This window comes from Bifidobacterium pongonis (genome assembly GCF_019331805.1).
Taxonomy (GTDB): Bacteria; Actinomycetota; Actinomycetes; order Actinomycetales; family Bifidobacteriaceae; genus Bifidobacterium; species Bifidobacterium pongonis.
This window is the reverse complement of sequence record NZ_JAHBBE010000033.1, coordinates 1-26,266: the sequence shown is the minus strand read 5'-3', so window position 1 is coordinate 26,266 and position 26,266 is coordinate 1. Positions and strand designations below refer to the sequence as shown.

Below are 26,266 nucleotides of genomic sequence, written 5' to 3'. Positions count from 1 at the left end.
TTCAGGAAAGGCTCTATGCATTCAGCGGAGGGGCATGCACGATTCCCGTACCCGGTGCGACAGCATGGTGGAGGGTTTCTCGACCAGCCGGTAGAACAGCTCCGCGACCGCGAGCATCACGAGCATCAGGACCGGACCGCGACCGGGAACCTGAATGAACCGGCCGACCAAATCGCGGACGGGCAGGTGGGTCAGGTACAGACTGAACGAAATCGCCCCGAGATGCGTCAACGGACGGCATGACAGCAGGCGGGACACGACGTTGTCTCCCGTGGCCACATACACCAGACCGGCGGCGCCCGCAACACCCAACGGCTCGGACAGGCACGACGGCAGCAGGCCGAAACCGGACTGCACCATCAGCGCCACGCAGGCAAGGCACGCGATGACGGCCCAACCTCCGCGCAGGGTGGCACCGCGACCGGAGACATGACGATACGCCAGAGCCACGCCGATGGCGAAGACCGCCATGTGCTGTAACGGCAGCCAGTTCACCCATTGCGCGAACACCATGACGGCCAGCATCGACGGCACGACCACCCTCACGTCCCGCGCCAGCAGCACGTATAACGGCAGCAGCAGGCTGAACAGCAGCTCCCAGCACATGCTCCACACCGGAAGGTCCATCATCGGCACGGTCGTGCCGTCTGCCCTGACCCCGGCCGTGCTCATGGAAAGCACGTCGAGCTGCTGAAGCAAGCCATGCAACCATTCACGTGCCCCGTCCATGGACGGGGCGACGCCGCTGACCATGCCATCGCCAACACCCGTCAGCACGAAGCACGTCGAAAGGAGATAGCACAGAACGACCGCGACCACGATAGGCGGCAGCAGACGGGTCAGACGGGACGCCTGATACGCAAGCCATCCATAATCATTGATGCCCGCCTTCAGCGGCCCCAACGTCAGGACGAAACCACTGAGCACGAAGAACAACGCCACGAGCTGCCCTGCCGGGATAATCCGATGAACCATCCCGCCGGTGCAATGAAACACGACAACCCCCAACGCGGCCAGACCACGCAAGGAATCAAGAGCCAGTATTCTGCTTCTCATCAGTAGTACATTTCCCCGCTGCCGCCAGTTGAGCACCAGCCTCCGTCAATGTTTGCTGTACAGCTTTGGGTCGGCGGAATATACGGCATATCACCCGACCCACTGCCCGTGGACTGGGAAGGAGCGCTGGAGCTACCGCCCGTGGACTGGGACGGCGTACCCGCCGCGCCCGACCCGCCCGTCGAGGAGGAGCCGCCCGAATACCCGCCGGTGGAACCGGAGGAGTACCCGCCCGTATACCCGATGTAGCCGCCCGTCGAACCGGTCGAATAGCCGCCCGAATACCCGGAGGACGCATACCCGGAACCGGCCGAACCCGCCGAACCGTCGGCCGCCGCCTGAGCCGCCTTCGCCCTGGCCTGCGCGTCCGCCTTCTCCTTCGCCTTCACGGAATCATCGACCGCCTTCACGGCCTTCGCCACGGCGGTCGCATCCTTGGCCTTGATGGCCTTGTCCAACGCGGTGCGGGTCTTCTCGTCGGCCACCTTGCCCTTCGAGTCCTTCAGCAGCTTGACCGCGTCCGCGAGCGTCTTCGCGTCGCGCGACTCTTCGACCGCCTTCACGGCCTTGGTAAGGCTCGCCTTGTGTTTCGCGTACCAGGCACGGTTCGACTCGACCTTACTGGTCTGCCGCTCGTAGTCGGCGCGGGTGTCGGCCACGCACGCGGCCGTCCCCGGCTCCTGAGTCTCCAAGGCCTCGGCCAGCGCTGTCACGGTCTTCGCGTCCTCGACCTGCTTGGCGGTCACCTCCGCCATGTCGGCGGCACGCCCGTTTTTGAGCGTGTTGTATTCGTTCATCGCCACGCGCAGCGACTCCGACGCCGTCGCGCACGCCGCACGCGCCGCCTCCAAACGATGGGATTCGTAAACGTTCCAGCCCGCCCAGCCGCCGCCCGCCAGCAGCACCGCCACGGCCACACCGGCCGCAGCGAATTTCACGCGCTTCTTCTTGACCGCGGCGTTATCCAGCTGCGGATCCGCATCCGCATTGGTGGTATCCCCACTCATAGTTCATCTCCTTCTCCGGGCATCACCCTTGCCTGCGATCAAGCTTACCGCTCGGCACGCACTCCCCCATCGGCATCGTCCAAGCACCCCGCAATCATGCGCAATGATCCTTGGCATAGCCAATCAGATACGAAGAAACCCCTTGCGCAATGCAAGGGGTTTCAACCTTTTCGTGGAGCTAAGGGGATTCGAACCCCTGACCCTCTCCATGCCATGGAGATGCGCTACCAGCTGCGCCATAGCCCCGTTTTCATTTATCTGACCCGGCGAGCAGTTGCCCGACCGAATCAGGGAGAGATACTTGAACAAGCACCTCATCGTGGAGCTAAGGGGATTCGAACCCCTGACCCTCTCCATGCCATGGAGATGCGCTACCAGCTGCGCCATAGCCCCGTTTTCAATTGTCAGCTCTTTGCGAACCTCGTATACAATACGACGGAATGCCCAAAGACGCAAAACAAGGCGTGTCACACACGCGAATCACACGTGAATTTCGGCGGAATTCCAACGATTTCAGCATCACACGCCGGCGTGTCGCCACAGACGAAAGAAGCCCCATGCGGCTTCCGACGAAAACCGGAGCCGCACAAGGCCATCATTCCTGTTCAACGTTCAGCGCACAGAACCACGCGTCACACGTCCCGCTCAGCGCTCACGCTCCCATTCAGCCGTATCGGCAATGGCGGGGCCATGATTGTAATCCTTCAACCGCCAGCGCAACTCGCCCTCGGCGGTATCCATCGGCAGCAATCTCACCCAATGCGCGTTATCCATGGACAGCATGCTGGCGAACGTCGAATCCACCTGGTTAAGACCGAGCAGCGTCTGCAAGGTCTGGGAAATCCAAGCACCATGGGAGAAGATGTACAAATCCGTGTCGTCACCGGCACGCACCGCCCAATCGTTGATCGCGGCGACGCCACGCGCACCCACGGCGCTTTTGGCTTCGGCACCGTACTTCATCTCGCCGTCCTTGTGATCGACCCACAGTTTGAAGTCTTCAGGGTATGTTTCGGCCAGTTCGCTGACCGCATGGCCATCCCAGTCACCGAAGCTGCGTTCGCGCACGCGCGGGTCCGGATGCAGCTGCGCGCCGCCCAGCACGTCGGCGAACGCCTGCGCGGTGGCACGGGCGCGTCCAAGATCCGAACAGACGATCAGCTGATGGTCGACCTGCGGCCTTCCATCCACATACAGCTCCTTCAACGCGAGGGCGGTCTGCCTGACCTGCCACTCCCCCACGGCGTCCAGCGGAATATCCACCTGCCCTTGCAGGCGGTGCGCCGCGTTGTAGGAGGTGCGCCCATGGCGGACGAGGAAAATGGAACGTACATGTTGAGGCATGGAAATCCTTCCTATTCTGCGTTTCCCTCACAGCGGCCAAAGCTCGTGGGAAGCGGAAAACGGGCATCGCCCGGAATCGGTCTGATGGCCGGTTCCGGGCGATGGTTGATCAGTCTTCGACGTCGGCGGTATCGGCGGCGGAAGCGTCGGATGCCGCCGTGGTCTCCGGATGTTCGAGCTGCAGGTCGATCTGCGGGCAATCGCGCCACAGTCTTTCCAGGTTGTAGAACTTACGGGACTCCTCGTGCATCACGTGGATCACGTAATCACCGTAGTCGAGCAGCACCCACTGGCCTTCGGTCAGGCCCTCGCGCTCACGCGGCTGGCGCTTGCCGCACTTCAGGTACAGGTCGCGTTCGATTTCCTCGGCGACGGCGAGCACCTGACGCTCGTTGGATGCGGTGGCGACCATCATGATGTCGGTGATGCCGAGCGGCACGGTCACGTCGAAGGCGACGATGTCGGCCGCCTTCATACGATCCGCGGCCGCGGCGGCGATACGGATGTCGTCGATGGAGGATTGCAATGCGGGCATGAATGTCCTTTCACAAGTGGTTTTCGCAGCCGGAAGCCACCGGTCTGCCATTGGTTTTGTACGTATACGTCACGTCACGCCGGGGTGAAACCGCCCGTTCGACGCTTCAGCGCTCAGCGCTCCCAGGCCGGCTTCCAGCCTTCGACGTTGTGCTGCGTGTTCTCGGAATACACCATGGAATCGCTCGGCACCTCATGGCGCACCACGGAACCGGCGCCCGTGGTCACATTATCGCCGACCGTGACCGGGGCGACGAACAGATTGCCCGCGCCCACATGGCATCCGGCGCCGATCACGGTACGGTTCTTGTGCACGCCATCATAGTTGGCGGTAATGGTTCCGCCGCCGATGTTGGTGTGATCGCCCAGTTCGGCATCGCCCACGTAGCTCAGATGCGGCACCTTGGTGCCATTACCGATATGCGCCTTCTTCATCTCCACGAACGCGCCGGCCTTGGAACCTTCGCCGAACTCATTGCCCGGGCGCAGGTACGTCCACGGACCGATGTTCGCAGCGCGGCCGATATGGGATTCCTGCACGCGGGAACGTTCCACCACGGCATCCTCATCCACCACGGCATCGATCAGCGTGGTGTACGGGCCGACGACGGCGTTCTCACCGACCACGGTACGCCCCTGCAGGAAGCTGCCCGGCAGGATCACCGCGTCACGGCCGATCGTCACATCATCCTCGATCCACGTGGTCTGCGGGTCGAGAATATCAACGCCTTCGCGCATCCAATGCTCGCACACACGCAGGTTATGCGCCTTGGCCAGCGCGGCAAGCTGCACGCGATCGTTCACGCCTTCCACGCTCAGCGGATCCGGCGCGGCGAACGCACCGACGGCGCTTTCACGCTTGGCGGTCTCCAGCGCGTCGGTCAGATAGAACTCGCCCTGCGCGTTGTTGGAGTCAAGGCCCTTAATCGCCTTGGACAGCACCGCCGCATCGAACACGTACACGGAGGTGTTCACCTCATGCACGGCCAGTTCGCTGCTGTTGGCGTCCTTCTGCTCCACGATGCGCAGCACGTTGCCTTCGCTGTCGCGGATGATACGGCCGTAACCGGTCGGATCGTCCAGCACGGTGGTGAGCACGGTGGCACCGTTACCGCTGTTGTTGTGGAATTCAAGCAACGCACCAAGGGTTTCGGCATCCAGCAGCGGCATGTCGGAGGCGGCGATGAGCACGGAGCCGGTGAGCTCGCCGTTCGCCGAAAGCTGTTCCATGGCGCACTGTACGGCACGACCGGTGCCGGGCTTGTCGTCCTGTTCGACGACGGTGACGTGCTCATTGTAGGAACGCGCGGCTTCGGCCACTCGTTCGCCCTGGAATCGTACGACCACGGCGAGGGTACCGGGATTCAGCGCGGCGACGGAATCCATGACACGGTTCAGGAAGGTTTTCCCTGCAAAAGTGTGCAGCACCTTCGGCTTGGAGGACTTCATGCGGGTGCCTTCGCCTGCGGCGAGAATGATTGCGGCGGACAATGCCGAGGATGCCATAAAGGTGCGTTCCCTTCGTTGACGGATGATGCTGCGCGACGCCGTTGCGGCGCATGGCGTCTCGGCATCGGTTGTTTCGCACAACATCATAGACTGTCGCCCGGATGAGCGCGACGCCGGGAATCGGTGCGCCAGCGGCCTTGTGTGTTTGTCGCGCCGAGCACTGTGCTGTTCGAATATACGAGGGCGGCCCTGCGACGCATACCGCAGAGCCGCCCTCGTATATCGGAGCATCCGGCCCAGCAAGGTCGCTGTCGCCCCGACATGACATCGATCCGACAGCGACCTTCGGCTGGTTGATGGGAATCACTGCTGCTTGTAGTACAAAAGCTGGTATCCAATCATGCTTTCGCAATGCTTGGATGGCTTGATTGTAACGCTCCTTTCACTCGTCATTCCATCGGTGTCGATATTCAGCTTGGACTGGCTGACATCATCGGCAGAACATTGCAGGGGTGCGTGTTTCGAGGTGCCATCGATGGAGAAGTCGATGTCCGTATTACCTTCACCGATGCAGTAGACTGTCAACTGGTATTTGCCCGTCTCCATTTGGACGTTGTCGACGTTACGCATGGTCACAGGCTCGTGCGTCCCGTCCGCTGCAATCCGGTAGCTGGACGTCGCGCGCATTTGCGCCTCCATCCGCATATTCTCATATCCTTCTTTCCCCTGTTCGATGGAGTCGAGCGTATCAGTCAGATAGTCGTCAATCTTCTGAGAATAGGATGCCGGAAACTTCGGTGTTGCGCCGGTTGCGGAGGATGACAGTGATGGCGACGACTTTGTGGTTGCCGGCACCTGTGCCGTAGAGGTATTCCGCCCTGTGAACACGACCGCCAAGGCGACGAATATGACGACGACCACGACCGTCACGAGTATGACCCACGCGGTCTTCGTATGTCTATGATTGTTACTCATCGTCAGCTCTCCCTTCGCGCTGCAATAGGCGTTCTGTCCTGCGCACTGTCAATCTCGCTAGCGGATGCTTGTACCGGCATCATGGCAGTAGTAACAAGAAATGCTACCCCCACTGCGATTACTAATATCCATGACAATCCCCCTCGATTGTATTTTATGGAATCTTGCGATATCAATACTACCACTCAACGCGTCATAATCAAGAACGTCTGGCCTTTCTACGATGAGTGGCCTATCCAATGCACAGATCCCGCTCCTCAACAAACACCATGATAAACAGGAAGATGGCGGGCGAATCGGTTTCCGCAGTGCCGGTGAGGTACCGAAGCCATCTTGGGCGGAAGTAGGTACAACGGTCTTTCCGTTCGCTGCCAGAGACGAGGACAAGGCTCGTAAGCAAGGGGCCACCGATCGAGCTGCGCCGCCTAAGGGTGCATGATTGGGTGCACCCGACGGCTCACGGACTGGTACGTATGAACGTATCGCAACCAGACGGGATGCCCCAGTTAGGCCAAAGACTACACACGATGCCGGTATTGGCATGGAAAGAACTGCGCGGGACCTGTTCCGTTCCCACAATTCCTGCTTTTCCGGCACCTCAGCAGCCTCCTAGTCCGGCCGCCCTCGGCTCATTCGTTGGCGCTGCCTCGAATGTCGGCCTAGAGCGGAACTGAACTAACAAAATCTGTTTCCTCAGGAAGCTGGTGGTCGGCGCGACCTCGTGAAGCCGGCCTCCGCGGCGCTCGAATATACGAGGACGGCCCTGCGACGCATGCCGCAGGGCCGTCTCATGATGGGCTCCCCCACCTGGACTCGAACCAAGACAAAGGGTTCCAAAGACCCGTGTGCTGCCATTACACCATGGGGGAACGGCGAGTACGAAACCCGCCAAGTGTTTATTATGCCACACATTTCACGTTCGACGTGTCGCTGCGGCGTTTTTCTTCGATTATGGCTATGATTCCGGCGCTATTCCCTGAGCGGATGCCTGTTTTCCGGCCATCCACTCAGGGAGCATATGCTAGGCGAAGAGGAAGCCTTGGCCGTGATGCTCCGGGTAGGTGTCGAACAGTTCGGCGACGGAACCGTCTTCGAACACCGCGCGGATGGCGCTGGCCAGCAGCGGCGCGATGGAAAGCACGGTCAGACCGTCCCAACGCTTCTCTTCCGGAATCGGAACGGTGTCGGTAAGCACGACTTCACGGGCGCCGCAGTTCTTGAGACGTTCGACGGCAGGGCCGGAAAGCACGCCGTGCGTGGCGACCACGGTCACGGACTTGGCTCCGGCGTTCTTCAGCACGTTGCATGCGCCTGCGATGGTGCCGGCGGTGTCGATCAGATCGTCGACGAGCACGCAATCCTTGCCTTCGACGTCGCCGACCACACGGTTGGCGACGGCCTGGTTCGGACGGGTGATGTCACGGGTCTTGTGCACGAAGGCGAGCGGGCCGCCGCCGAGGCGCTGAGCCCACTGTTCGGCGACACGAATACGGCCGGCATCCGGGGAGACGACTGCGACGTTGTCAAGCTGGCCTTGGAAACGATCGCGGATGTAGTCGACAAGCACCGGCATGGCGATCAGATGATCGACAGGGCCGTCGAAGAAGCCCTGGGACTGGGCGGCGTGCAGGTCGACGGACATGATGCGGTCCGCGCCCGCGGTCTTGAGCAGATCGAAGACCAGACGGCAGGAGATGGGCTCGCGGCCGCGATGCTTCTTATCCTGACGGGAATATCCCAACAGCGGGCACACGGCGGTGATGGAGCGGGCGGAAGCGCGCTTCAACGCGTCGATCATGATGAGCTGCTCCATGATCGCCTTGTTGATCGGCTGGTAATGGCTTTGCAGTACGAACACGTCGGCGCCACGAACGGATTCGGTATAACGCACATACATCTCACCATTGGCGAAGTCGTATGCGGTGGTTTCGAGTACATCGATGCCGAGTTGATCGGCGACATCCTGAGCAAGTTTCGGATGAACTCTTCCCGTTACGAGAATGAGGTTTTTATCTGGCTTCCCTTCAAGGATTGCGCTCACCATTATCTCCCAAAAGTTTGTTTAATCATGGGCTTGTAAGCCCCCAGTGTAGCGACCAACGCCGACCGCGACACCCGTCGGCGATTATCCCCTTCCGCTCCCCCATGCCATGCCGTGCGGTTACGGCGTGGCGAGCTACACCGGCGGCGGGTATGTGCCGGTCGAAAGCCGCGCAATGCCCATCGGCCAGCACATATACGGAAGCCGGGCGGTACCCGCATGGTATACGGGTACCGCCCGGCGAAAGGCAGGCTTGGGGATGCGCCGGCGAATCAGTGCCCCGCGGCGATCCACGCGTCGATCGCCTGCTTGACCGCCTGCGCGTAGATATCGCTGCCGATATTGGGGTGGATGCCGTCGCCGGACGACAACTGGTCGAGATGCTGGTTGGCCATCGAATCCCAATCCACCAGAACCGTATCCGAGGCATGGCTGGCGGCGTAGGAGGCGAACATCTGATTGTTCACGCCGATCCATGCGCGATCGCCGTGCGCGTTGACCAAAACCAGCACGCGGTCGGGGCCGAGCTGCTGGCGCAACTGATCCAGCTGATCCACGGTGACGTAGCCGTTGGTCGCCAAGCCGACCAGAACCCACTGCCGCAGATTATTGGATGCCGCATCGGCTTGCGCGAGCTGCGTGGCGACGGCCATGGAACGTGAGACTTCGGCGTTGATGTCGATTCCCGGGTACACGGTGGTGAGGCCGGTGCTGCTGGCGAGCATCACCGAATCACCGATGGCGGTGATCTGATCGCCCGTGGGCGCGGTGTGCTTGGGTGCCGCCTTCGGCTTATCGGCCGCCTTCGGCTTGGACGAGTTCTTTTGATCGGCGGGCTTGGTCTGATTGGGCTGCGCGGGCTTGGCCGGATCCCCGGCTTTCTGCTGCCCACGCTGCTCCTTGAGCTTGCGCGATTGCTGTTCCAGTTGAATCTGCATCTGCGTCTTCTCCGGAGCCTCATTGATGGCACGGGCACAGCCGATTACAGCGAGGATGACGAGCACGTCGACGAGTACCGCGCGTAGGATCTGCACAGCCTTCTTCTCCTCCGGGCTGACCGGGTATGGGAAGATCGCGTAGGACACGGAATGCCGCGCGACGGGCTGTTCGAGCAGATACCACGAGATTGCGGAGAACGCCGCGGTCAATGCGAGGGTCAGGATGAGCGCCCATCCGTTATGCGGATCGCCTTTGCCGACCGTGGCCGTGGCGACGATCCACAGCGGCCAATGCCACAGGTACACGCTGTAGGAGTGACGCCCGAGAGCCGCCAGCGGTTTGAACAGCATGAGTTCACGCATCCAGGAGTTCGCGCTGATCGTGCCGGCGATGAGCAGGACGGAGCAGACGCTGGCAAGGATGATGCCGCCGCGGAAGGCGAAATCATCCTGCCTGCCGCAGAAGCAAAGCACCGTCAACACGATGAACGCGGCGAATCCCAGGATCGGCGCGATGGTGTAGCCGATTCCGGACGGCGGCTGCGGAGGCCGCAAAGGCTTCGGCGGCTGCAGTCCGGCGTTCTTCTGATTCGTTGCCGATGCCGTCTGCGAGGTGGACAGGGGGCGCTGCTGGTTGTACTCGTACGTGCACACGCACCAGGCGAATGCGACACCCAACATGAGACCGACGGAATGCGTGTCGGTACCGAAGTAGACACGCGTCGGATCGCCGTCAGGCTGGTACAGCACCCACATCAGCGTGCCGCTGAGCGCGGCGAGGCCGAGCGGCACCGCCACCGAGAATCGCGTGCTTCGTATCCTCCACATGATCCACACGATGAACGGCAGCAATACGTAGAATTGCAGCAATACGCCGACGAACCACAAGTGCCGAAACAGTTGCGGGTTCATCTGGTCAAAGTAGCTTTGCCCGCCGATGATGGCGTGCCAGTTGTACCAGCCGGTTAGCGAACTGAGCACTTGGCCGGAAACGCCCACTAGGGCATCCCGGTCGAAGATGTTCGCGAACGTCACCATGGATGCGACCATGAGCACGAGCGCCGGGTACAGTCGGGACAAGCGCCTCTGCGCGTACCTGAAATAGTTGAGTTTGCCGTCGCGGAACAGTTTGCGGAACATACTCGCCGCCATGACGAACCCTGCCACGGTGAGGAACACGTCGACGCCGTAGAATCCACCGGGGAGCCTGTCCTGCGCGCAATGGTATGCGACGATGGCAAGCAGTGCCAGACCTTTGATACCGTCCAGTCCGACGAACTTCCTCATCATGCGTGGACCCTTCTTCTTTCCAACTGTACGAAACGAGGTGAAGCGAACCGATTCGTCGCCGCCCGTAACGTGTGGCGGCGGTCATGCTCGGATTCGTGATGAACAGAGCCAATCATACTGTCAGCACGACCTAACGACGCTCCCGATTCCCCTCTTCCTCGGAAATTCTCCCCCGATATTTCCACCATATGAACCTGCCGGTCCGTAAAACGCCGTTACCCACGCAGGATAAGCGGAAAATCCCCTTCTCCCCCGAACTCTTGCGGAAACAGGTGAAGGCCCCGACACTTGTTCGTGTCGGGGCCTTCACCGTTATATCCGAATCATCGTCGCGTACCGTCGTTCAGGCGTATGCCTGATGACGTTGCGCTACGCTGCTCAGGCGACCTTGTAGCCGTAGTAGTCCTCGCCGGCTTCCGCGATGGCAGCGGACTTGCGGGCGATGGCGAGCTCCTCGTTGGTCGGGATGACACAGATGGTGACTGCGGAATCCGGGGTGGAGATGATGCGCGGTTCCTTGGAACGGGTGGCGTTCTTCTCCTCGTCCAGCTTGACGCCGAACGGAGCGAGCTTGTCGCACACCATCTTGCGCACGACGTCATCGTTCTCGCCGACACCGGCGGTGAAGGTGATCACGTCGACGCCGCCCATTTGAGCGGTGTAGTTGCCGATGTAGCCGACGATGCGGTGCACGTAGACGTCGAGGGCCAGCTTGGCGTCCTCGTTGCCTTCGGCGACCAGGCGATGCACTTCACGCAGATCGCCGTAGCCGGTCATGCCCATCATGCCGGAGCGCTTGTTGAACAGGGTGTCCAGCTCATCGACGCTCATGTGGGCGTTGCGGATCAGGTGGAACACGACGGCCGGGTCGATGTCGCCGGTACGGCCACCCATCATGAGGCCTTCCAGCGGGGTCAGACCCATGGAGGTCTCAACCGGCTTGCCGGAGATTTCGGCGGAGGCGGAAGCGCCGTTGCCGATGTGCAGCACGATCTGCTTGAGGCCTTCGGCGGGCTTACCGATGACGGACGGAACCACGGAGGAGATGAACTCGTGGGAGGTGCCGTGGGCGCCGTAGCGGCGGATGTGGTACTGGTCGGCGACTTCCTTGTTCAGCGCGTAGGTGCTGGAAGCCTTCGGCAGCTGGAAGAAGAAGGAGGAATCGAAGACGAAGACCTGCGGAACGTCCGGCAGCAGAGCGCGCATGACTTCGGCGCCCTTGGCCTCCGGGCCGTTGTGCAGCGGGGCGAGCACGGCGAGGTCCTTGACCTGGTTGATGGTCTTGTCGGTGACCAGAGCCGGCTGCGGGAAGATGGAACCACCCTGGACCACGCGGTGGCCGACGGCGACGATGCCAGCGTCGGACAGCTTCGGGCCGAACTCGTCGAAGAAGCCAAGAACGCGCTTCAGACCCTGCTCGTGATCGTGAATCGGCTCTTCGAGCTCGTGCTTCTCGCCGTTGTATTCGTGCTTGTAGTGGCCGTCGACAGGCTCGCCGATCTTTTCGACGAGACCGGAAGCGAGACCTTCACCGGATTCGAGATCGACCAACTGGTACTTGATCGAGCTGGAGCCGGAATTGATAACAAGGACGGTTTTTGCCATTGTGGGCATCCTCCAATTGTTGTACTGTTCCGCACACACGGATTTACCGTTGTCCAGATTACTCTTCACGTTCTACAAACCATTGCCGGGCGCCGCCTTGTGGGACGGGCATGTTTCATGCGCATCCGGTTGGGCGACGCCCGGCAATAGGACGTTTGTCATTGGCTATTTCGGCTATTGGTTGTTTGCCGTCGGGTTATGGCAGGCTACCGTCGATTACTGTTGGGCTTCGACGGCGGTCAGCGCCACGGTGTTGATGATGTCCTGCACGGTGGCGCCGCGCGACAGATCGTTCACCGGCTTGTTCAGACCCTGCAGCACCGGTCCGATAGCGATCGCGCCGGAGGAACGCTGCACCGCCTTGTAGGCGATGTTGCCCGCGCACAGGTCGGGGAACACGAAAACGTTCACATGACCGGCGACATCATTGCCCTTGGCCTTGGTCGCAGCGACCGTCGGCGACCAGGCGGCGTCGAACTGTACGGAACCGACGACCTGCAGGTCCGGGGCCTTGCTGCGGACCAGTGCGGTCGCCTCTTCGACCAGATCGACATCCGGCCCCTTGCCGGAGCCGAGCGTGGAGTACGACAGCATGCCGACCTTCGGGTCGATGCCGAATGCGGCGGCGGTTTCGGCGGACTGGATGGCGATGTCGGCCAACTGTTCGGCGTTCGGGTTGAGGTTGATGGCGCAGTCGGCGAATACGGCGACGTGATCCTTGAAGCACATGAGGAACGAGCCGGACACGAGCGACGCGCCGGGCTTGGTCTTGATGACCTGCAGCGCGGGGCGCACGGTGTTGGCGGTGGAGTTGACCGAGCCGGACACCAGGCCGTCCGCTTTGCCGAGCACCACGAGCATGGTGCCGAAATAGCTGGCGTCGGTGAGCTGCTTGCGGGCCTGCTCTTCGGTCATGCCCTTCTTGGCGCGCAGCTCGCAGAGCTTGGCGACCATCGGCGCGAGCACTTCCTCGTCATCCATGGGCTGGAAGATGGCCTTGCCGAGCGATTTCAGACCGAGTTCCTCACCGCGTGCGAGGATCGCATCCTTGTCTCCGACGATGATCAGATTCACGATGTCGCGTTCGAGCAGGTAGTCGGCGGCCTTGATGATGCGATCTTCCGCGCCTTCGGGCAGCACGATGGTCTTCTTGTCGGCCTTGGCCTTGCCGAGCAGGCCGTACTGGAACGCGTACGGGGTGACGGGTGCCGTGAACGGCGCGTCGAGCGCGGCGAGCAGTTCATCGGTGGGCACGTTCGCCGCGAAGGCTTCGGCGGCCTTCTCCGTGGCGCCTTCCTCCGCGAAGTCGACCTTGGGCAGCACCCAGGCGGGCTTGTCGTATGCGGAGGCGAGGGATTCCTTCAATGCGGGGATCTGTTCCTCGCTCGCGCCGGTGACGAACAGGCCGAGTACTGCGCTGCCACGCTGTTCCACGGATGCGGTGCAGGCCTTGACCGTTGCCAGCACCTGTTCGGGGGTGCGGTCGATCGTGCAGACCGCGAGGAGGACGGGGCTCTTCAGGTCGGCGGCGACGTCGGCGTTGAAGGCGAAGGATTCGGGATCGTTGATGGCGCTGCGATCGGTGCCGACGATCACCATGGCTTCGGGGTTGATGGCGGCGACGGTGGTTTCGTAGGCGGCGACGATGTCGGCGCGGGCGCCTTCCTTATCGTTGCGGGCGCGTTTGGGGCACACTCCCCTGGCCTGTTCGATGGTTTCCTCTGCGGTGGCGGCATCCAGCAAGGTGGCGGTGAAGGTTTCCTTCCTGCATGCGGCGGGGCGGAACACGCCGGTTCTTTTGACGGATGCCAGTGCCCTGACCACGCCAAGCGCCGCGACATTGCGGCCGTTTGCTGCTTCGGGGCTGATGATGGTGACGGTAGTAAGACTCACGTTGTCTCCTAGGTACGTTGGTTCGGCGTCGCGTTGCCACGCCGCTGTAATCGTTACCAATTGTAATGCCGTTCATGCAGACACCATGTCAACACGCGTGGCTCGCGCGTGTTCGTACCGTCGCCATCAGCCGTCATCATCGCATTCCGTTTTTGGAAAACGAAAAAGGCCTGAGGAATAATCCTCAGGCCTTTTCCTATTCAATGCCGGTCATGCGACCGGAATCGAAGCAAGCTCTAGGCTGCTAGGCTCACTCGTTATCGCCAGCGGTGGCGGCGGTAGCGGAGACGGCACCCTGCTTGTTGGTGTTCACGCCGGAGTAGACCCAGTCGGTGTAATCCGGGTGATCGTAGCCGTTGTCGACCGCGAACTGGAAGGCTTCGGTACGGAAGGCCTCGAGCTCGTTGATCTTGTCGGCGTACTTGTCGGCATCGATCATGCGCAGAGCTTCGGCAACGAGCTCGTAGCGATCGATGTTGTTGACGCGCACCATGTCGTACGGGGTGGTGGTGGAGCCCTGCTCCTCGTAGCCGTGGACGTTGAAGTTGTCGTGGTTCGGGCGATCGTAGATCAGACCACGCACGTCGCGAGCGTAGGAGTGGTAAGCGAACAGGACCGGCTTGTCCTCGGTGAACAGCTCGGCGAACTCCTCATCGGAGAGGGCCTCGTCGTTCTCCTTGGCGGACTGCAGCTTGACCAGATCCACAACGTTGACGACCTTGAACTTGATGCCCATGGCGTCCAGCTTGTCGGCAGCGGCCATGATTTCCTGGGTCGGAACATCACCGGTGGCGGCGAGCACGATCTGAGCCTCGTCGTTGGACTTCGCGGTGGAAGCCCACTCCCACTCAGCAGCACCCTTCTCGAGCTCGGCGCGAGCTTCGTCCAGGGTCAGCCAGGTGGCAGCCGGCTGCTTGCCGGCGATGATGGCGTTGATCTTGTTGGTGGACTTGTAGCACTTCTCGGCGACGGCCAGCAGCATGTTGGAATCCACCGGGAAGTAGATGCCGATCACGTGGTCGTTGTTGAAGCACTTGTTCAGCAGGACGGAGGTGACACCCGGGTCCTGGTGGGAGAAGCCGTTGTGATCCTGACGCCACACGTGGGAGGACACAAGCAGGTTCATGGAGGAGATCGGCTTACGCCACGGGATCTCGCGGACGGTAGCTTCCAGCCACTTGGCGTGCTGGTTCAGCATGGAGTCGATCACGTGGACGAAGGACTCGTAGGAGCTCCAGATGCCGTGACGACCGGTCAGCAGGTAGCCCTCGAGGAAGCCTTCCATCTGGTGCTCGGACAGCTGCTCGGTGACCTGGCCGGTGACAGCCATGTGCTCATCGACCTGCTCGGACAGGTAGCCGGCATCCCACTGCTTGTTGGTCACTTCGTAAGCGGCCTGCAGACGGTTGGAAGCGGTCTCGTCCGGTCCGAAGATGCGGAAGTCGTCCGGGTTGTTCTTGATGATGTCGCGGGTGTAGACGCCCAGACGACGGGTGGCTTCCAGCTGGCCCCAACCGTGGCCGTACTCCTGGACTTCCTTGACCTCGTAGTCTTCCAGCTTCGGGAGGTTCAGCTCCTTGCGGATCACACCACCGTTGGCGTTCGGGTTGGCGCCGATGCGCAGCTCGCCCTTCGGCATGAAGGCGGTGACGTCAGCCTTCACAGCACCGTTCTCGTCGAACAGCTCTTCCGGCTTGTAGGACTCGAGCCAGTTCTTGAGGACCTCGAAGTGGGCCTCGGTGTCGCGGGCGGAAGCCAGCGGCACCTGGTGGGAACGCCAGGAGCCTTCGGTCTTCTTGCCGTCGATGAACTTCGGGCAGGTCCAGCCCTTCGGGGTGCGGAAGATGATCATCGGGTAGAACGGACGATGCATGTCGTCGGTCTGAGCGGTGGCCTTGATCTCGCAGATCTCGTCGAAGATGGACTCGAAGAGCTCGGCGAAACGACGGTGGATGGACATGTGGTCCTCATCGTCGAAGCCAGCGACGAACTCGTAGGGCTCGTAACCCATGCCGTGGAAGAACTCGTGCAGCTCTTCGTCGGAGATGCGGGACAGGATGGTCGGGTTGGCGATCTTGTAGCCGTTGAGGTGCAGGATCGGCAGCACGATACCGTCGGTGCGCGGGTTGATGAGCTTGTTGGACTGCCAGCCGGTAGCCAGCGGGCCGGTCTCAGCTTCGCCGTCGCCGACGATGGCCGGGACGAAGAGGGACGGGTTGTTCATCACAGCGCCGTAAGCGTGGGACAGAGCGTAACCCAGCTCGCCACCCTCGTGGATGGAGCCCGGGGTCTCCGGAGCGTAGTGGGACGGGATGCCGCCCGGGTAGGAGAACTGGCGGAAGAACTTCTGCAGGCCAGCCTCATCCTTGGTGATCTTCGGGAAGGTCTCGGTGTAGGTGCCGTCCAGGTAGGACTGAGCGGTACCAGCCGGGCCGCCGTGGCCCGGTCCCATGATGATCACGGTGTTCTGCTGGTGATCAGCGATGAAGCGGTTGATGTGGCCGATGAGGAAGTTCAGGCCCGGGGTGGTGCCCCAGTGGCCCACGAGACGGTGCTTGACGTCCTCGCGGGTGAACGGCGCCTTCATCAGCGGGTTGCTGCGAAGGTAGATCTGGCCGATGGACAGGTAGTTAGCGGTACGCCAGTACTTGTCAACGCCTTCAAGGGCTTCCTCAGAAACGGGAGCGTCGAGCTTCTTCCAAGGGGTGCCAATAACAGGATTCGTCATGTATACTCCTGTAACTCCTGCACATGTTGTGCGATTGATTATTACATTCGGTCGCGCGATTCCCGCAGGCCTTGCGACCCTTGGGAACCTCGCGCCCAATCGGTTTTTATGGTACGAGCACTGTTTGACTTTTGGACGGTTTTTTGCGTGTGTGTTCGCAAAAGTTATGAAAATGACAGGTTTTGTTGTGTTTTACTGTGCGATTTGTGAAGCGCGTTAATCGAAGGAAATTTCTCAAAAACGGCTTAATTCCAACGTTTCCTGACAATTCGGCAAAATCGGCACGTTCGTTTCGGAGGTATACATAATCGGCGTGTTGCCTTGGATATGGGAGGAAATGTTGTCTTTTGACAGAATACGTTTGCATTGTTGCTGAATACCCATGCCGCCTATGTGCCAAAGCCCAGCGAAGCCGCCTCTTCCACCCCACAAAGGCTTTCGGTTGGCCCCATCGGCCTTCCCGGCGGCCCTTCACCCGCTACTCGCCTTATCCATGGCGGATTTCGGGGGTTGAATTCCACTAGGTGGCTTATATATGGCACCCAATCCCCGGTATTGCGAGTATGAACGTTGGAATTCCGGCCCGCATACTCGCGATATCCGCAAAGGAGTGCCATAATAAGCCACCTGGAATGTTCGGTTCCTCCGAATCCGCCATCAATAAGCGAAGTAGCCGCCTTTTCGCCGCCCACTCCCCCACTTCCCACACGACTTCGCCGCCCGGCACGTCACGTCTGCGCAAATGTCTGCGCAAATGTCTGCGCAAATGTCTGCGAACGCGGCCATAATCATAGGTACTGTTTCCCCGCATGCCGCATGCGCACCTATATATGCGGTATCGTGCGTCGGACCGCGCCGCTCACGCCTTGTATATAGAGGTATCGGCCGGCTCCACGCATCAGGCTTACGGCATCGCGAGGGAGATCAATCCGCGACCCAAGAATCAAGGGAGACAACCAATGGCAAAAGGCCCTGTGCTCGTAGTTGATTTCGGAGCCCAGTACGCACAGCTCATCGCCCGCCGCGTGCGCGAGGCAAACGTCTATTCGGAGCTCGTACCGCATTCCATGCCGGCCGACGAAATGCTCGCCAAGGACCCGAAGGCCATCATCCTTTCCGGTGGCCCCGCCTCCGTGTTCGAACCCGGCGCCCCCACCATCGATCCGAAGGTGTTCGACGCCGGCGTCCCGGTGCTCGGCATCTGCTACGGCTTCCAGGTGATGGCCCACGAGCTCGGCGGCGACGTCGACAAGGCCGCACTGGGCGAATACGGCAAGACCGACACCGTGATCGACCACGCTGAAGGCCTGCTCGCCGGCTCCCCCGCCGAGCAGAACACGTGGATGAGCCACGGCGTCGCCGTGAAGAAGGCCCCGGAAGGCTTCGAAGTCCTCGCACACACCGAAGGCGCTCCCGTGGCCGCCATGCAGGATCCCTCCCGCAAGCTGTACGGCGTGCAGTGGCACCCGGAAGTCAAGCACACCCCGATGGGCCAGAAGCTCATCGAAACCTTCCTGCACGAATGCGCCGGCCTTGATTCCGACTGGGACGCTTCGAGCATCATCGACGATCAGGTCGCGAAGATCCGCGAGCAGGTCGGCGACGCACAGGTGATCTGCGGCCTGTCCGGCGGCGTTGATTCCGCCGTGGCCGCCGCTCTGGTGCACAAGGCAATCGGCGATCAGCTGACCTGCGTGTTCGTGGATCACGGCCTGCTGCGCAAGGGCGAGGTCGAGCAGGTGAAGCACGACTTCGTCAAGGCGACAGGCATCAAGCTGATCGCAGTGGATGCCGCCGATGACTTCCTCACCGCACTCAAGGGCGTGAGCGAGCCCGAGCGCAAGCGCAAGATCATCGGTGAGAAGTTCATCCGCACGTTCGAGAAGGCCCAGCGTCAGGTGATCGAAGAGGCCGGTGCGCAGGGCAAGGAAGTCAAGTTCCTTGTGCAGGGCACCCTCTACCCGGATGTGGTGGAGTCCGGCGGTGGCGACGGTGCCGCGAACATCAAGTCGCATCACAATGTCGGCGGTCTGCCGAAGGACATCAAGTTCCAGCTCATCGAGCCGCTGCGCACCCTGTTCAAGGATGAGGTCCGCGCGATCGGCACCGAGCTCGGTCTGCCGGACGAGATCGTGTGGCGTCAGCCGTTCCCCGGCCCGGGTCTGGGCATCCGCATCATCGGCGAAATCACCAAGGAACGCCTGGACGTGCTGCGCGAAGCCGATGCCATCGCCCGCGAAGAGCTGTCGAAGGCCGGTCTGGACCGCGACATCTGGCAGTGCCCTGTGGTGCTGCTGGCCGACGTGCATTCCGTCGGCGTGCAGGGCGACGAGCGCACCTATGGTTCCCCGATCGTGCTGCGCCCCGTCTCCTCCGAAGACGCGATGACCGCTGACTGGTCCCGCGTGCCGTACGATGTGCTGGCCACGATCTCCACGCGCATCACCAACGAATGCCGTCAGATCAACCGCGTGGTGCTCGACTGCACCTCCAAGCCGCCGGCAACCATTGAATGGGAGTGATCGCCCTGTTGGCGAAGGCGTCATAAGCGCGTAACCGAACTGAAGTTGAGGCCCTGTGCAGTTGGAATGAACCGCACAGGGCCTCAACGTATTAGGGCTGTCGAAAATCACTTCCCCTATTGCAGCAACCGCGCCAGCACGTCGCCGATGTCCGCGTTGACGCAGATGGACTGCCGTCGAATATCAGCCGGGCAGTTCGCCTCACCCAGGTTGACGCAGGCGTAGATGGCATCGGTATTGCTCGCCGTCATCTGCCAGAACGGGTATTTGATGATGACGGGCGTGTTGCCTCCCACGCCCAGTTCCAGGAACAGCGCCTTGCGGCCGGCGCCGACTCGCGTGCGCAGGAAGTCTTCATATCGTTCCGCGGCCTTGTGCCAGCCTTCGTCTTCCACGAACGAATCGTCGCAACGCAGATTCATCGTCATGGGCCGCCCGCAGTGCGGGCAGTATGGCACGAGTTCCGTCGGGATCCGCATGTGCTCCTGCCGCTCGACCATGGCGCGTACGGCTTCCTCGTTGTCGAAGGTTTCCTGCCGGCATGGCGTACTGCATTGGAACAGTCCGTAATCGCCTTGCGTGTAGAACAGCCGTTCACGGTCGAACCCGGCTTTCTGGAAGCAGTGGTCCACATTGGTCGTGATGACGAAATAATCCTTGCCGGCCACCAGATCCAGCAGATTGCCGTACACCGGTTTCGGTGCGTCATGGTAGCGATTGACGATTATGAACCGGCTCCAGTACGCCCAATATTCCTCCAGCGAGTCGAATGGGTAGAAGCCGCCCGAATACATGTCGCGAATACCGTAGGCCGCGGCGAAATCGGAGAAATACCGTTCGAAACGTGCGCCGGAGTAGGTGAAGCCGGCCGCCGTGGACAGTCCCGATCCCGCGCCGACAACCACGGCATCGGCCTCGTGCAACGCTGTTTCCAACAGGTCGATTCGCTCGCCCAGTTCGGAACGCTCGACGTCACCCGCCAAGCCGAGCCGATCGGCCCACCTGCTGTTTGATTGGCCACTCAGTGCGCCGCTTGGCCCGCCGCTCAGCGAATCACTCGGCTCGGAGCAGCCGCTCGTAGATTGCGCGATCCGTATCTTTGAAAACATTGAACACCACTTTCCTCACGCTGGTTTGTTCCGCCATGAATTCCTCGACCGTATGCACGGCGATCACCGCCGCCCGCTCGTTGGGGAAACGGAATTCGCCGGTCGAGATGCAGCAGAACGCCACGCTTTCCAAGCCTTGTTCCGCAGCTACCGCTAGGCATGAGTGGTAGCAGGATGCCAACAGCCGGTCGTGCTCGTCGGTCACATGTCCTTCCACGATCGGCCCGACCGTGTGCAGTACGTACCGGCATGGCAGATTGAACGCCGGCGTGATCTCCGCCTGCCCGGTCGGCTCCGGATACCCTTGCCTTTCCATCAGTTCCTCGCATGCCAGCCGCAGTTCCATGCCCGCATAGGTGTGGATCGCGTTGTCGATGCACCGGTGGTTCGGCACGTAGCAGCCGGTCATGCCGCTGTTCGCCGCGTTGACGATGGCGTCGCATGCGAGCGTGGTGATGTCGCCTTGCCAGAGGAACAGTTCCGCGGGCGTTCCGACGCCCGGTACCGTTCGGAGGGGTGCAAGGCTCGCAATATCGGTGATGCCTTTGGCTGCGATTTCCGCGTGTAGGTATTCGTCTTGGATGCGCAGAAGCTTCTCATTGACGGTATGCGGTTCGCGGACGTTCATCAGGGCGCGCAGCAGGACGCGCTGCTGGTCCGGGTTGTTCGGAATAGTGATGTTCGCGGCGTTCGCATCGTCGCCCATCCATGCCCGGCGCTCGTCCAGCAGCCCTTGAAGCAACAGCAGCCTTCGCCCATCCTGATTCATACCGCACCTCTTCTCGTATGGCGGCGATTCCGCCGACTCTGGCTTCACGCTATCACCGTTGCCACGGTTTGTGAGGACAGCACATTCTTGTGCCTTGGTTACCGTGAGGAAACGATTGCGCCATTGCAAGGTTTCGCCACGTTCAATGTTCCATATGTCGAGACCGGCATACGGACGCCAACGCACGATACACACATCGGGCTCGGCACCTACGACAATGCCCGCCGCCTGAAGCCATCCTTAACTACATATGGCTGCGGGGCGTCGGGCACCGATTACAACAACCGAGAATCGGCAAACATTCGACCGAACGCTCAGAACGTTTCAGAACGTTCAGATCATCCGCATCAGCCCAACATGCCGGTCCACATGCCCACGAAATCGGGCAGCGTCTTGCGCGTGGTCTCCACGTTGCGCACGGTCACGCCGTCGATGCGCAGGCCAAGCATCGCTGCGAAGGTCGCCATGCGGTGATCCGCGTATGTTTCCATTTCGGCGCCGTGCAATGCGCCGGAGGCAACCGGTTCGATGGCGATGCCGTCCGCCAGCTCGTGCGCTTCTCCCCCGACGCGCGTGATCTCGTTGACCAGCGCTTCCAAGCGGTTCGTCTCATGCCCGCGCAGATGGCCGATGCCGATCATGTTGGTCGGCGCATCCGCGAACACCAGGATCGCGGCCAGTGAAGGCGCGATCTCACCCGCGGCGGTCAGATCGAAGTCGCCGAGGCCGCGAATCCCGTTCCCGCCGGTCACGCTGCAATAGCGCACACCGTTCTCCACGGAGAACGAGACGGTCGCGCCCATACGTTCCAAGTATCCGGGCAACAGGCCGCCCGGCTGCGTGGTGGTTTCCGGCCAGTTCGGCACACGCACGGTGCCGCCCGCGATCAGCGCAGCGCCGAGGAACGGGGCCGCGTTCGACAGATCGGGTTCCACGGTGATACGTTCGGGCAGTTGCAGCGCATGCGGTTCGACCGTCCACGTACGCGCGTCCTCATCGGCGGCGATGCTGCCACCGGCGGCGGTCACGTCGGCGACGGTCATGCGGATGTGCGGCAGGCTCGGGGTCTTCTCCCCCACATGCTTCAACGTCATACCGCCCGGCAGTCGGGAGCCGATCAACAGCAGTCCGGAAATGAACTGGGACGAGCCCGACGAATCGATGGCGATGTCGCTACGGCCTTCCGCAAGTTCCGTGGGCGGCGTGATGGTGAACGGCAGCTTGCCGGTTTCGCCATGGTATTCGACGGTCGCGCCGAGCTGTTCCAAGCCGTCGAGCACGGGCTTCATGGGGCGTGCGTACGCCTGACGGTCGCCGTCGAACCGGACCGGACCGTCCGCGAACAGCGCGAGGCCAGGAACGAACCGCATGACGGTGCCGGCCAGACCGCAGAAGACGCTGGTGTTGCCGGTGAACGCGCCCGATGCGGGCGGGGTCACGCGCACGGTGGTGGGAACGTCGGGGTCGATGTCGCAAGTGACGCCGAGCGCGGCGAGCGCGTCCATCATGAGGTCGGTGTCGCGTGAGCGGAGCAGGCCGGTGAGGGTGATGGGTGTGGTGCCTAGGGCGGCGAGGATGAGGTAGCGGTTTGATAGGGATTTGCTGCCGGGGATTTCGACTGTGGCGTTGAGTGGCTGGGGGGCTGTGGGCGCGGACCAGATGGTGGTGTTGGTTTCGCTCATGGGTGTTTCCTTGTTTGGGTTGCGTGGTGTGCGTGCGTGTGGCGTGTTGCGCTGTGACGTGCCGGGGTTGGTTGTGCGGTGTTACCCAACTTGTCACGGTTTGGCTGTGTTTTACCTTATTGCGTGCGTGCGATAAGCGTATGGTTTTTCTCACGGTTGTCGGTTTCGTGGGTTAGTGGTGTTGGTTGGGTGTGGTCATGCCGTTCCATGCGTAGTCGAGGTGCATGAATTCAGGCACCTTGTACCATTTCACCGGGTAGCCTGCGCCGTGTGCGCAGAATACCGAGTCCGGGGTGTGGTCGAGGTCGGATTCGGGGTTGTAGTTCGTTTGTTCGATGATGGTTTCGGCGTTGTGGCAGGGTTGGTAGCCTGCGAAGGTGCAGGCGAGGTGGCCTCGGCCGTGCGTGTAGGCGTTCACGTCCATGGCGTAGTCGCGCATTTCGCTGACGGGTGCGGTGCCGTTCAGTATGGCGTAGTCACTGTCGGTGTCGTTGTGTGGTGGTTCGAAGTTGCCACTCATACGTTGGATGTCGCTCATGGCGCGTCCGAGCATGTCCTGCGGGACTTCCAGTCGGAATTGGTACCAGGGTTCCAGCAGACGGCAATTGCCCATGCCTTGGATGCGGCATTGCGGTGTTTCGCCGATGTTATCGGTGTTATCGGCATCGATGCTGCCGGTACTGTCGGCACCGGCGGCTTCGACGTCGTGGTCGTCGCCGTCGCCCGCGAATCGTTGCGCGACGTCGAATGCGCTGGTGCTGGTTGGTACGCCGGCGCGTGCTTCCATGAGTCCCTGGCGGATTGCCCGGTAGGTCGCCTGTCTGAAATCGCCGCCCTCCGTATGTTTCAGGTGTGCACGCCCGGTGAGCAGGGTGAGTTTGATGTCGGTGATGGGTGAGCCGGTGAGCACGCCGAGGTGTTCGCGTTCCTTGAGGTGTGAGAGGATGAGCCGCTGCCAGTTGCGGTCGAGGATGTCTTCGCTGCAGTCGGTGGCGTATTGCATGCCGCTGCCTGCGGGCAGTGGTTCGAGCAGGATGTGGGCTTCGGCGTAGTGGCGTAGGGGTTCGTAGTGCCCCACGCCTTCGACCGGTTCCGTGATGGTTTCCTTGTACAGGATCGCTCCCGGCCCGAATTCGACGTCCAGGCCGAATCGGTCGTGCATCATCTGTTGGATGATTTCGAGTTGCACGGCTCCCATGAGTTGCAGGTGGATCTCCTGCAGGCGTGTGTGCCATACGACATGCAGCAGCGGGTCTTCGTCTTCCAGTTCGCGCAGGGCGAGCAGGCATTTGTGGGTGTCGTTGTCGCCGGGCAGCAGTGTGTAGGTGAGGACGGGTTGCAGGATCGGGCTTTCGGCCGAATGCTCATGCCCGAGGCCTTCGCCGGGGAAGGTGTGAGTCAGGCCGGTTACGGCGCATACCGTTCCCGCGGGGACGGATTCGACCGTGGAGTATTTCGCGCCGGAATAGACTCTGATCTGGTCGGCTTTCTCGCTCCAGACCAGTTCGCCGCTGCCACCGTTCAGCATTGTCTTCGCGTGCAGTTCCCCGCCGGTCACTTTCAGCCATGTCAGTCGGTTGCCTTGGGCATCGTGGGAGATCTTGTAGATGCGGGCGCCGAATTCGTCGGCGTACTGCGGTTCCTGCGTGTATGCCGCGAAACCGTGGATGAATTCGTCGATGCCTTCCATTTTGAGCGCGGATCCGAAGAAGCATGGGAACAGTTCACGCCGTTCGATCATGTTGCGGATGGTGGCGGTGGTCACGGTTCCCGTGTTGAGGTATTCGTCCATGGCCTGTTCCGACTGCATGGCGATGCTTTCCATGGTGTCGGCGAGCGCCGGGTTGGTGAAGTCGATGCATCCGTCATGGAAACGGTGTTTGAGTTGGTTGAGGGTGTGGGTGGTGTTGGCGCCGGGTGCGTCCATTTTGTTGATGAAGAGGATGGTTGGCACGTTGTAGCGTGTGAGGAGTCGCCAGAGGGTTTCGGTGTGGCCTTGGATGCCGTCGGTGGCGGAGATGACGAGGATGGCGTAGTCGAGGACGCGGATGGTGCGTTCGGTTTCGGCGGAGAAGTCGACGTGGCCTGGGGTGTCGAGGAGGGTGAGGGTGGTGTCGTTGGTTTGGATGATGGCGGGTTCGGTGAAGATGGTGATGCCGCGGGCGCGTTCCATGGCGTTGGTGTCGAGGAAGGCGTCGCCGTGGTCGACTCGGCCGGGTTTGCGCAGTTGTCCGGTTTTGTAGAGGATGGCTTCGGAGAGTGTGGTTTTGCCTGCGTCGACGTGTGCGAGAATTCCGGTTACGATGCGCTTCATGGTGTTTACCCTACCAGTGGGTTTGTCGTGGTGGTGGGTTTGTTGTGGTTGCGTGGTGTGGTTTCGCAGGTTGGCGTGGTGTGGGTTGGGGGGGTGTCGTGCCTCGTGGTTGGGTCCGGTGCTCATGTACAATGGCTGATGTTGCTTTTGCAACGGGCTGTAGCGCAGCTTGGTAGCGCGTCTGCTTTGGGAGCAGAATGTCGCAGGTTCAAATCCTGTCAGCCCGACGAGAACCGTTGGAAACAAAGGCGTTTCGAACGGTTTGACAAACCTTCTGATTGACTCCGTACACAAATAGACACAAACGCGGAACAACCTCCCGCATCTTCCCGCTGGGTTCGACATGCGCCGGTCGGTGCGCACAGCCCGTCAGGATATGGGTATCTCGCTGCTTCCTTTTGATTCCGGGAATCCGTTTCGAATCCTGAAATCTTCCGTCAGCTGTCAAAGGATCATTGACAACTGACGGAAGCATAATCAACTTCATCGACGGCGTTCTTGACGGCTTTGATGAGCCGTTCCGCCTCGTCCTGCGAAAGCGTGAAACGCGGCTTCCTGTCCTTCTTCGACATGATCTCTCCCTCCTCTTGTTTTCCACTCGGTGTTCCGGCTCCGATGTCGGGCACGGCCGCCTCATCCGATGGCAGCTGTCTCGTCGGCGAACTTACCGAGATGCCCTGTCGGAATCGGCACGGCAACTATGCCCCGTCATTCCACCATTACGCTAGAGGGAAATCGGAACCGAAACCACGATAGGAAAAGAAATGGCAAAGGAAAAGGCACAAGGAGAGAAAGTTCGCATATCGTTTTCGGATGCCGCTCGCATGGTCGATCGGGACGATCATGCCCCTTTTTTGTGCGAGCTTGGCGAGAAGGCCGATAACGGTAGTGCCCGAAAAGTTGCGCACTTTGGATCATGGCCGTCCATGGCGCGATGATCAGTTCGCTTCCACGAGGTTGTCATCGAGCCGGGACATGTCCAGGTAGCGGCGGTTCGACCATTCGTTCGC

17 protein-coding genes and 4 tRNA genes are annotated in these 26,266 nt (G+C 61.2%); 3 read left to right on the top strand and 18 right to left on the bottom strand.

The window, feature by feature from the left end; all coding sequences use genetic code 11:
• Positions 1-21 precede the first annotated feature (21 nt).
• The 14 genes from KIH75_RS08195 to KIH75_RS08130 form a co-directional block, all read right to left on the bottom strand.
• Positions 22-1,056: an acyltransferase family protein gene (locus KIH75_RS08195; protein ID WP_219056257.1), complete on the bottom strand. Its 1,035-nt coding sequence runs from the start codon at positions 1,054-1,056 to the stop codon at positions 22-24.
• Positions 1,056-2,063, bottom strand: a complete 1,008-nt coding sequence (locus KIH75_RS08190) for a hypothetical protein (protein ID WP_219056256.1) — start codon at positions 2,061-2,063, stop codon at positions 1,056-1,058. Before KIH75_RS08190 ends, KIH75_RS08195 begins: the two co-directional genes overlap by 1 nt.
• Positions 2,064-2,236: 173 nt before the next feature.
• A tRNA-Ala gene (locus KIH75_RS08185) sits at positions 2,237-2,309 on the bottom strand.
• Between the two features lie 74 nt (positions 2,310-2,383).
• Positions 2,384-2,456: transfer RNA gene (locus tag KIH75_RS08180), tRNA-Ala, on the bottom strand.
• A gap of 252 nt (positions 2,457-2,708) precedes the next feature.
• Complete coding sequence (locus KIH75_RS08175; RefSeq protein ID WP_219056255.1) at positions 2,709-3,407, bottom strand: histidine phosphatase family protein; 699 nt, start codon at positions 3,405-3,407, stop codon at positions 2,709-2,711.
• 109 nt (positions 3,408-3,516) lie between these two features.
• Entirely contained in the window at positions 3,517-3,942 is a 426-nt protein-coding gene (gene rsfS / locus KIH75_RS08170) for a ribosome silencing factor (protein ID WP_219056254.1), read from the bottom strand.
• Between the two features lie 113 nt (positions 3,943-4,055).
• Complete coding sequence (gene glmU / locus KIH75_RS08165; protein WP_219056253.1) at positions 4,056-5,447, bottom strand: bifunctional UDP-N-acetylglucosamine diphosphorylase/glucosamine-1-phosphate N-acetyltransferase GlmU; 1,392 nt, start codon at positions 5,445-5,447, stop codon at positions 4,056-4,058.
• A 306-nt stretch (positions 5,448-5,753) separates the two neighbouring features.
• The gene (locus KIH75_RS08160; protein WP_219056252.1) at positions 5,754-6,365 is read right to left on the bottom strand and encodes a hypothetical protein; all 612 of its coding nucleotides are present in this window, start codon (positions 6,363-6,365) and stop codon (positions 5,754-5,756) included.
• Positions 6,366-7,163: 798 nt separating this feature from the next.
• Positions 7,164-7,234 (bottom strand) — tRNA-Gln (locus tag KIH75_RS08155).
• A 152-nt stretch (positions 7,235-7,386) separates the two neighbouring features.
• Positions 7,387-8,409, bottom strand: a complete 1,023-nt coding sequence (locus KIH75_RS08150) for a ribose-phosphate diphosphokinase (protein ID WP_003826689.1) — start codon at positions 8,407-8,409, stop codon at positions 7,387-7,389.
• 269 nt (positions 8,410-8,678) lie between these two features.
• Entirely contained in the window at positions 8,679-10,634 is a 1,956-nt protein-coding gene (locus KIH75_RS08145) for an acyltransferase family protein (RefSeq protein ID WP_338024323.1), read from the bottom strand.
• Positions 10,635-11,012: 378 nt separating this feature from the next.
• On the bottom strand, positions 11,013-12,239 hold the full coding sequence (locus KIH75_RS08140; protein ID WP_219056251.1) for an acetate/propionate family kinase: 1,227 nt from the start codon (positions 12,237-12,239) through the stop codon (positions 11,013-11,015).
• A gap of 216 nt (positions 12,240-12,455) precedes the next feature.
• Positions 12,456-14,132 carry a phosphate acetyltransferase gene (gene pta, locus KIH75_RS08135; RefSeq protein ID WP_219056250.1) on the bottom strand — a complete coding sequence of 559 codons (1,677 nt, stop codon included), beginning with the start codon at positions 14,130-14,132 and terminating at the stop codon, positions 12,456-12,458.
• Positions 14,133-14,382: 250 nt separating this feature from the next.
• The gene (locus KIH75_RS08130) at positions 14,383-16,860 is read right to left on the bottom strand and encodes a phosphoketolase (protein ID WP_219056249.1); all 2,478 of its coding nucleotides are present in this window, start codon (positions 16,858-16,860) and stop codon (positions 14,383-14,385) included.
• Positions 16,861-17,819: 959 nt separating this feature from the next.
• On the opposite strand from KIH75_RS08130, the gene guaA reads away from it, so the two are divergent.
• Positions 17,820-19,382: a glutamine-hydrolyzing GMP synthase gene (guaA, locus tag KIH75_RS08125; protein ID WP_219056248.1), complete on the top strand. Its 1,563-nt coding sequence runs from the start codon at positions 17,820-17,822 to the stop codon at positions 19,380-19,382.
• Positions 19,383-19,498: 116 nt separating this feature from the next.
• Here guaA and KIH75_RS08120 read toward each other — a convergent pair whose 3' ends face one another.
• The 4 genes from KIH75_RS08120 to KIH75_RS08105 all read right to left on the bottom strand — a co-directional run bounded on the left by KIH75_RS08120 (position 19,499) and on the right by KIH75_RS08105 (position 25,256).
• Positions 19,499-20,365, bottom strand: a complete 867-nt coding sequence (locus tag KIH75_RS08120) for an SIR2 family NAD-dependent protein deacylase (RefSeq protein WP_219056247.1) — start codon at positions 20,363-20,365, stop codon at positions 19,499-19,501.
• A gap of 70 nt (positions 20,366-20,435) precedes the next feature.
• Positions 20,436-21,455 carry a protein-ADP-ribose hydrolase gene (locus tag KIH75_RS08115; protein ID WP_338024322.1) on the bottom strand — a complete coding sequence of 340 codons (1,020 nt, stop codon included), beginning with the start codon at positions 21,453-21,455 and terminating at the stop codon, positions 20,436-20,438.
• A 152-nt stretch (positions 21,456-21,607) separates the two neighbouring features.
• Positions 21,608-22,942 (bottom strand): 3-phosphoshikimate 1-carboxyvinyltransferase, encoded by a 1,335-nt coding sequence (gene aroA, locus KIH75_RS08110; RefSeq protein ID WP_219056246.1) that lies wholly within the window; start codon positions 22,940-22,942, stop codon positions 21,608-21,610.
• 172 nt (positions 22,943-23,114) lie between these two features.
• Positions 23,115-25,256, bottom strand: a complete 2,142-nt coding sequence (locus KIH75_RS08105; protein WP_219056245.1) for a GTP-binding protein — start codon at positions 25,254-25,256, stop codon at positions 23,115-23,117.
• Positions 25,257-25,409: 153 nt separating this feature from the next.
• On the opposite strand from KIH75_RS08105, the gene KIH75_RS08100 reads away from it, so the two are divergent.
• Together KIH75_RS08100 and KIH75_RS08095 are read left to right on the top strand one after the other, a co-directional pair.
• A tRNA-Pro gene (locus KIH75_RS08100) sits at positions 25,410-25,483 on the top strand.
• Between the two features lie 537 nt (positions 25,484-26,020).
• A complete protein-coding gene (locus tag KIH75_RS08095; protein WP_219056244.1) occupies positions 26,021-26,194 on the top strand; it encodes a hypothetical protein in 174 nt (57 codons plus the stop codon).
• The last annotated feature ends 72 nt before the right edge of the window (positions 26,195-26,266 follow it).

Coding starts and splice junctions, on each gene's coding strand:
- KIH75_RS08195 (WP_219056257.1), bottom strand. CDS start 1,056: ATGAGAAGCAGAATACTGGCTCTTGATTCCTTGCGTGGTCTGGCCGCG.
- KIH75_RS08190 (WP_219056256.1), bottom strand. CDS start 2,063: ATGAGTGGGGATACCACCAATGCGGATGCGGATCCGCAGCTGGATAAC.
- KIH75_RS08175 (WP_219056255.1), bottom strand. CDS start 3,407: ATGCCTCAACATGTACGTTCCATTTTCCTCGTCCGCCATGGGCGCACC.
- rsfS (WP_219056254.1), bottom strand. CDS start 3,942: ATGCCCGCATTGCAATCCTCCATCGACGACATCCGTATCGCCGCCGCG.
- glmU (WP_219056253.1), bottom strand. CDS start 5,447: ATGGCATCCTCGGCATTGTCCGCCGCAATCATTCTCGCCGCAGGCGAA.
- KIH75_RS08160 (WP_219056252.1), bottom strand. CDS start 6,365: ATGAGTAACAATCATAGACATACGAAGACCGCGTGGGTCATACTCGTG.
- KIH75_RS08150 (WP_003826689.1), bottom strand. CDS start 8,409: ATGGTGAGCGCAATCCTTGAAGGGAAGCCAGATAAAAACCTCATTCTC.
- KIH75_RS08145 (WP_338024323.1), bottom strand. CDS start 10,634: ATGATGAGGAAGTTCGTCGGACTGGACGGTATCAAAGGTCTGGCACTG.
- KIH75_RS08140 (WP_219056251.1), bottom strand. CDS start 12,239: ATGGCAAAAACCGTCCTTGTTATCAATTCCGGCTCCAGCTCGATCAAG.
- KIH75_RS08130 (WP_219056249.1), bottom strand. CDS start 16,860: ATGACGAATCCTGTTATTGGCACCCCTTGGAAGAAGCTCGACGCTCCC.
- guaA (WP_219056248.1), top strand. CDS start 17,820: ATGGCAAAAGGCCCTGTGCTCGTAGTTGATTTCGGAGCCCAGTACGCA.
- aroA (WP_219056246.1), bottom strand. CDS start 22,942: ATGAGCGAAACCAACACCACCATCTGGTCCGCGCCCACAGCCCCCCAG.
- KIH75_RS08105 (WP_219056245.1), bottom strand. CDS start 25,256: ATGAAGCGCATCGTAACCGGAATTCTCGCACACGTCGACGCAGGCAAA.
- KIH75_RS08095 (WP_219056244.1), top strand. CDS start 26,021: ATGGCAAAGGAAAAGGCACAAGGAGAGAAAGTTCGCATATCGTTTTCG.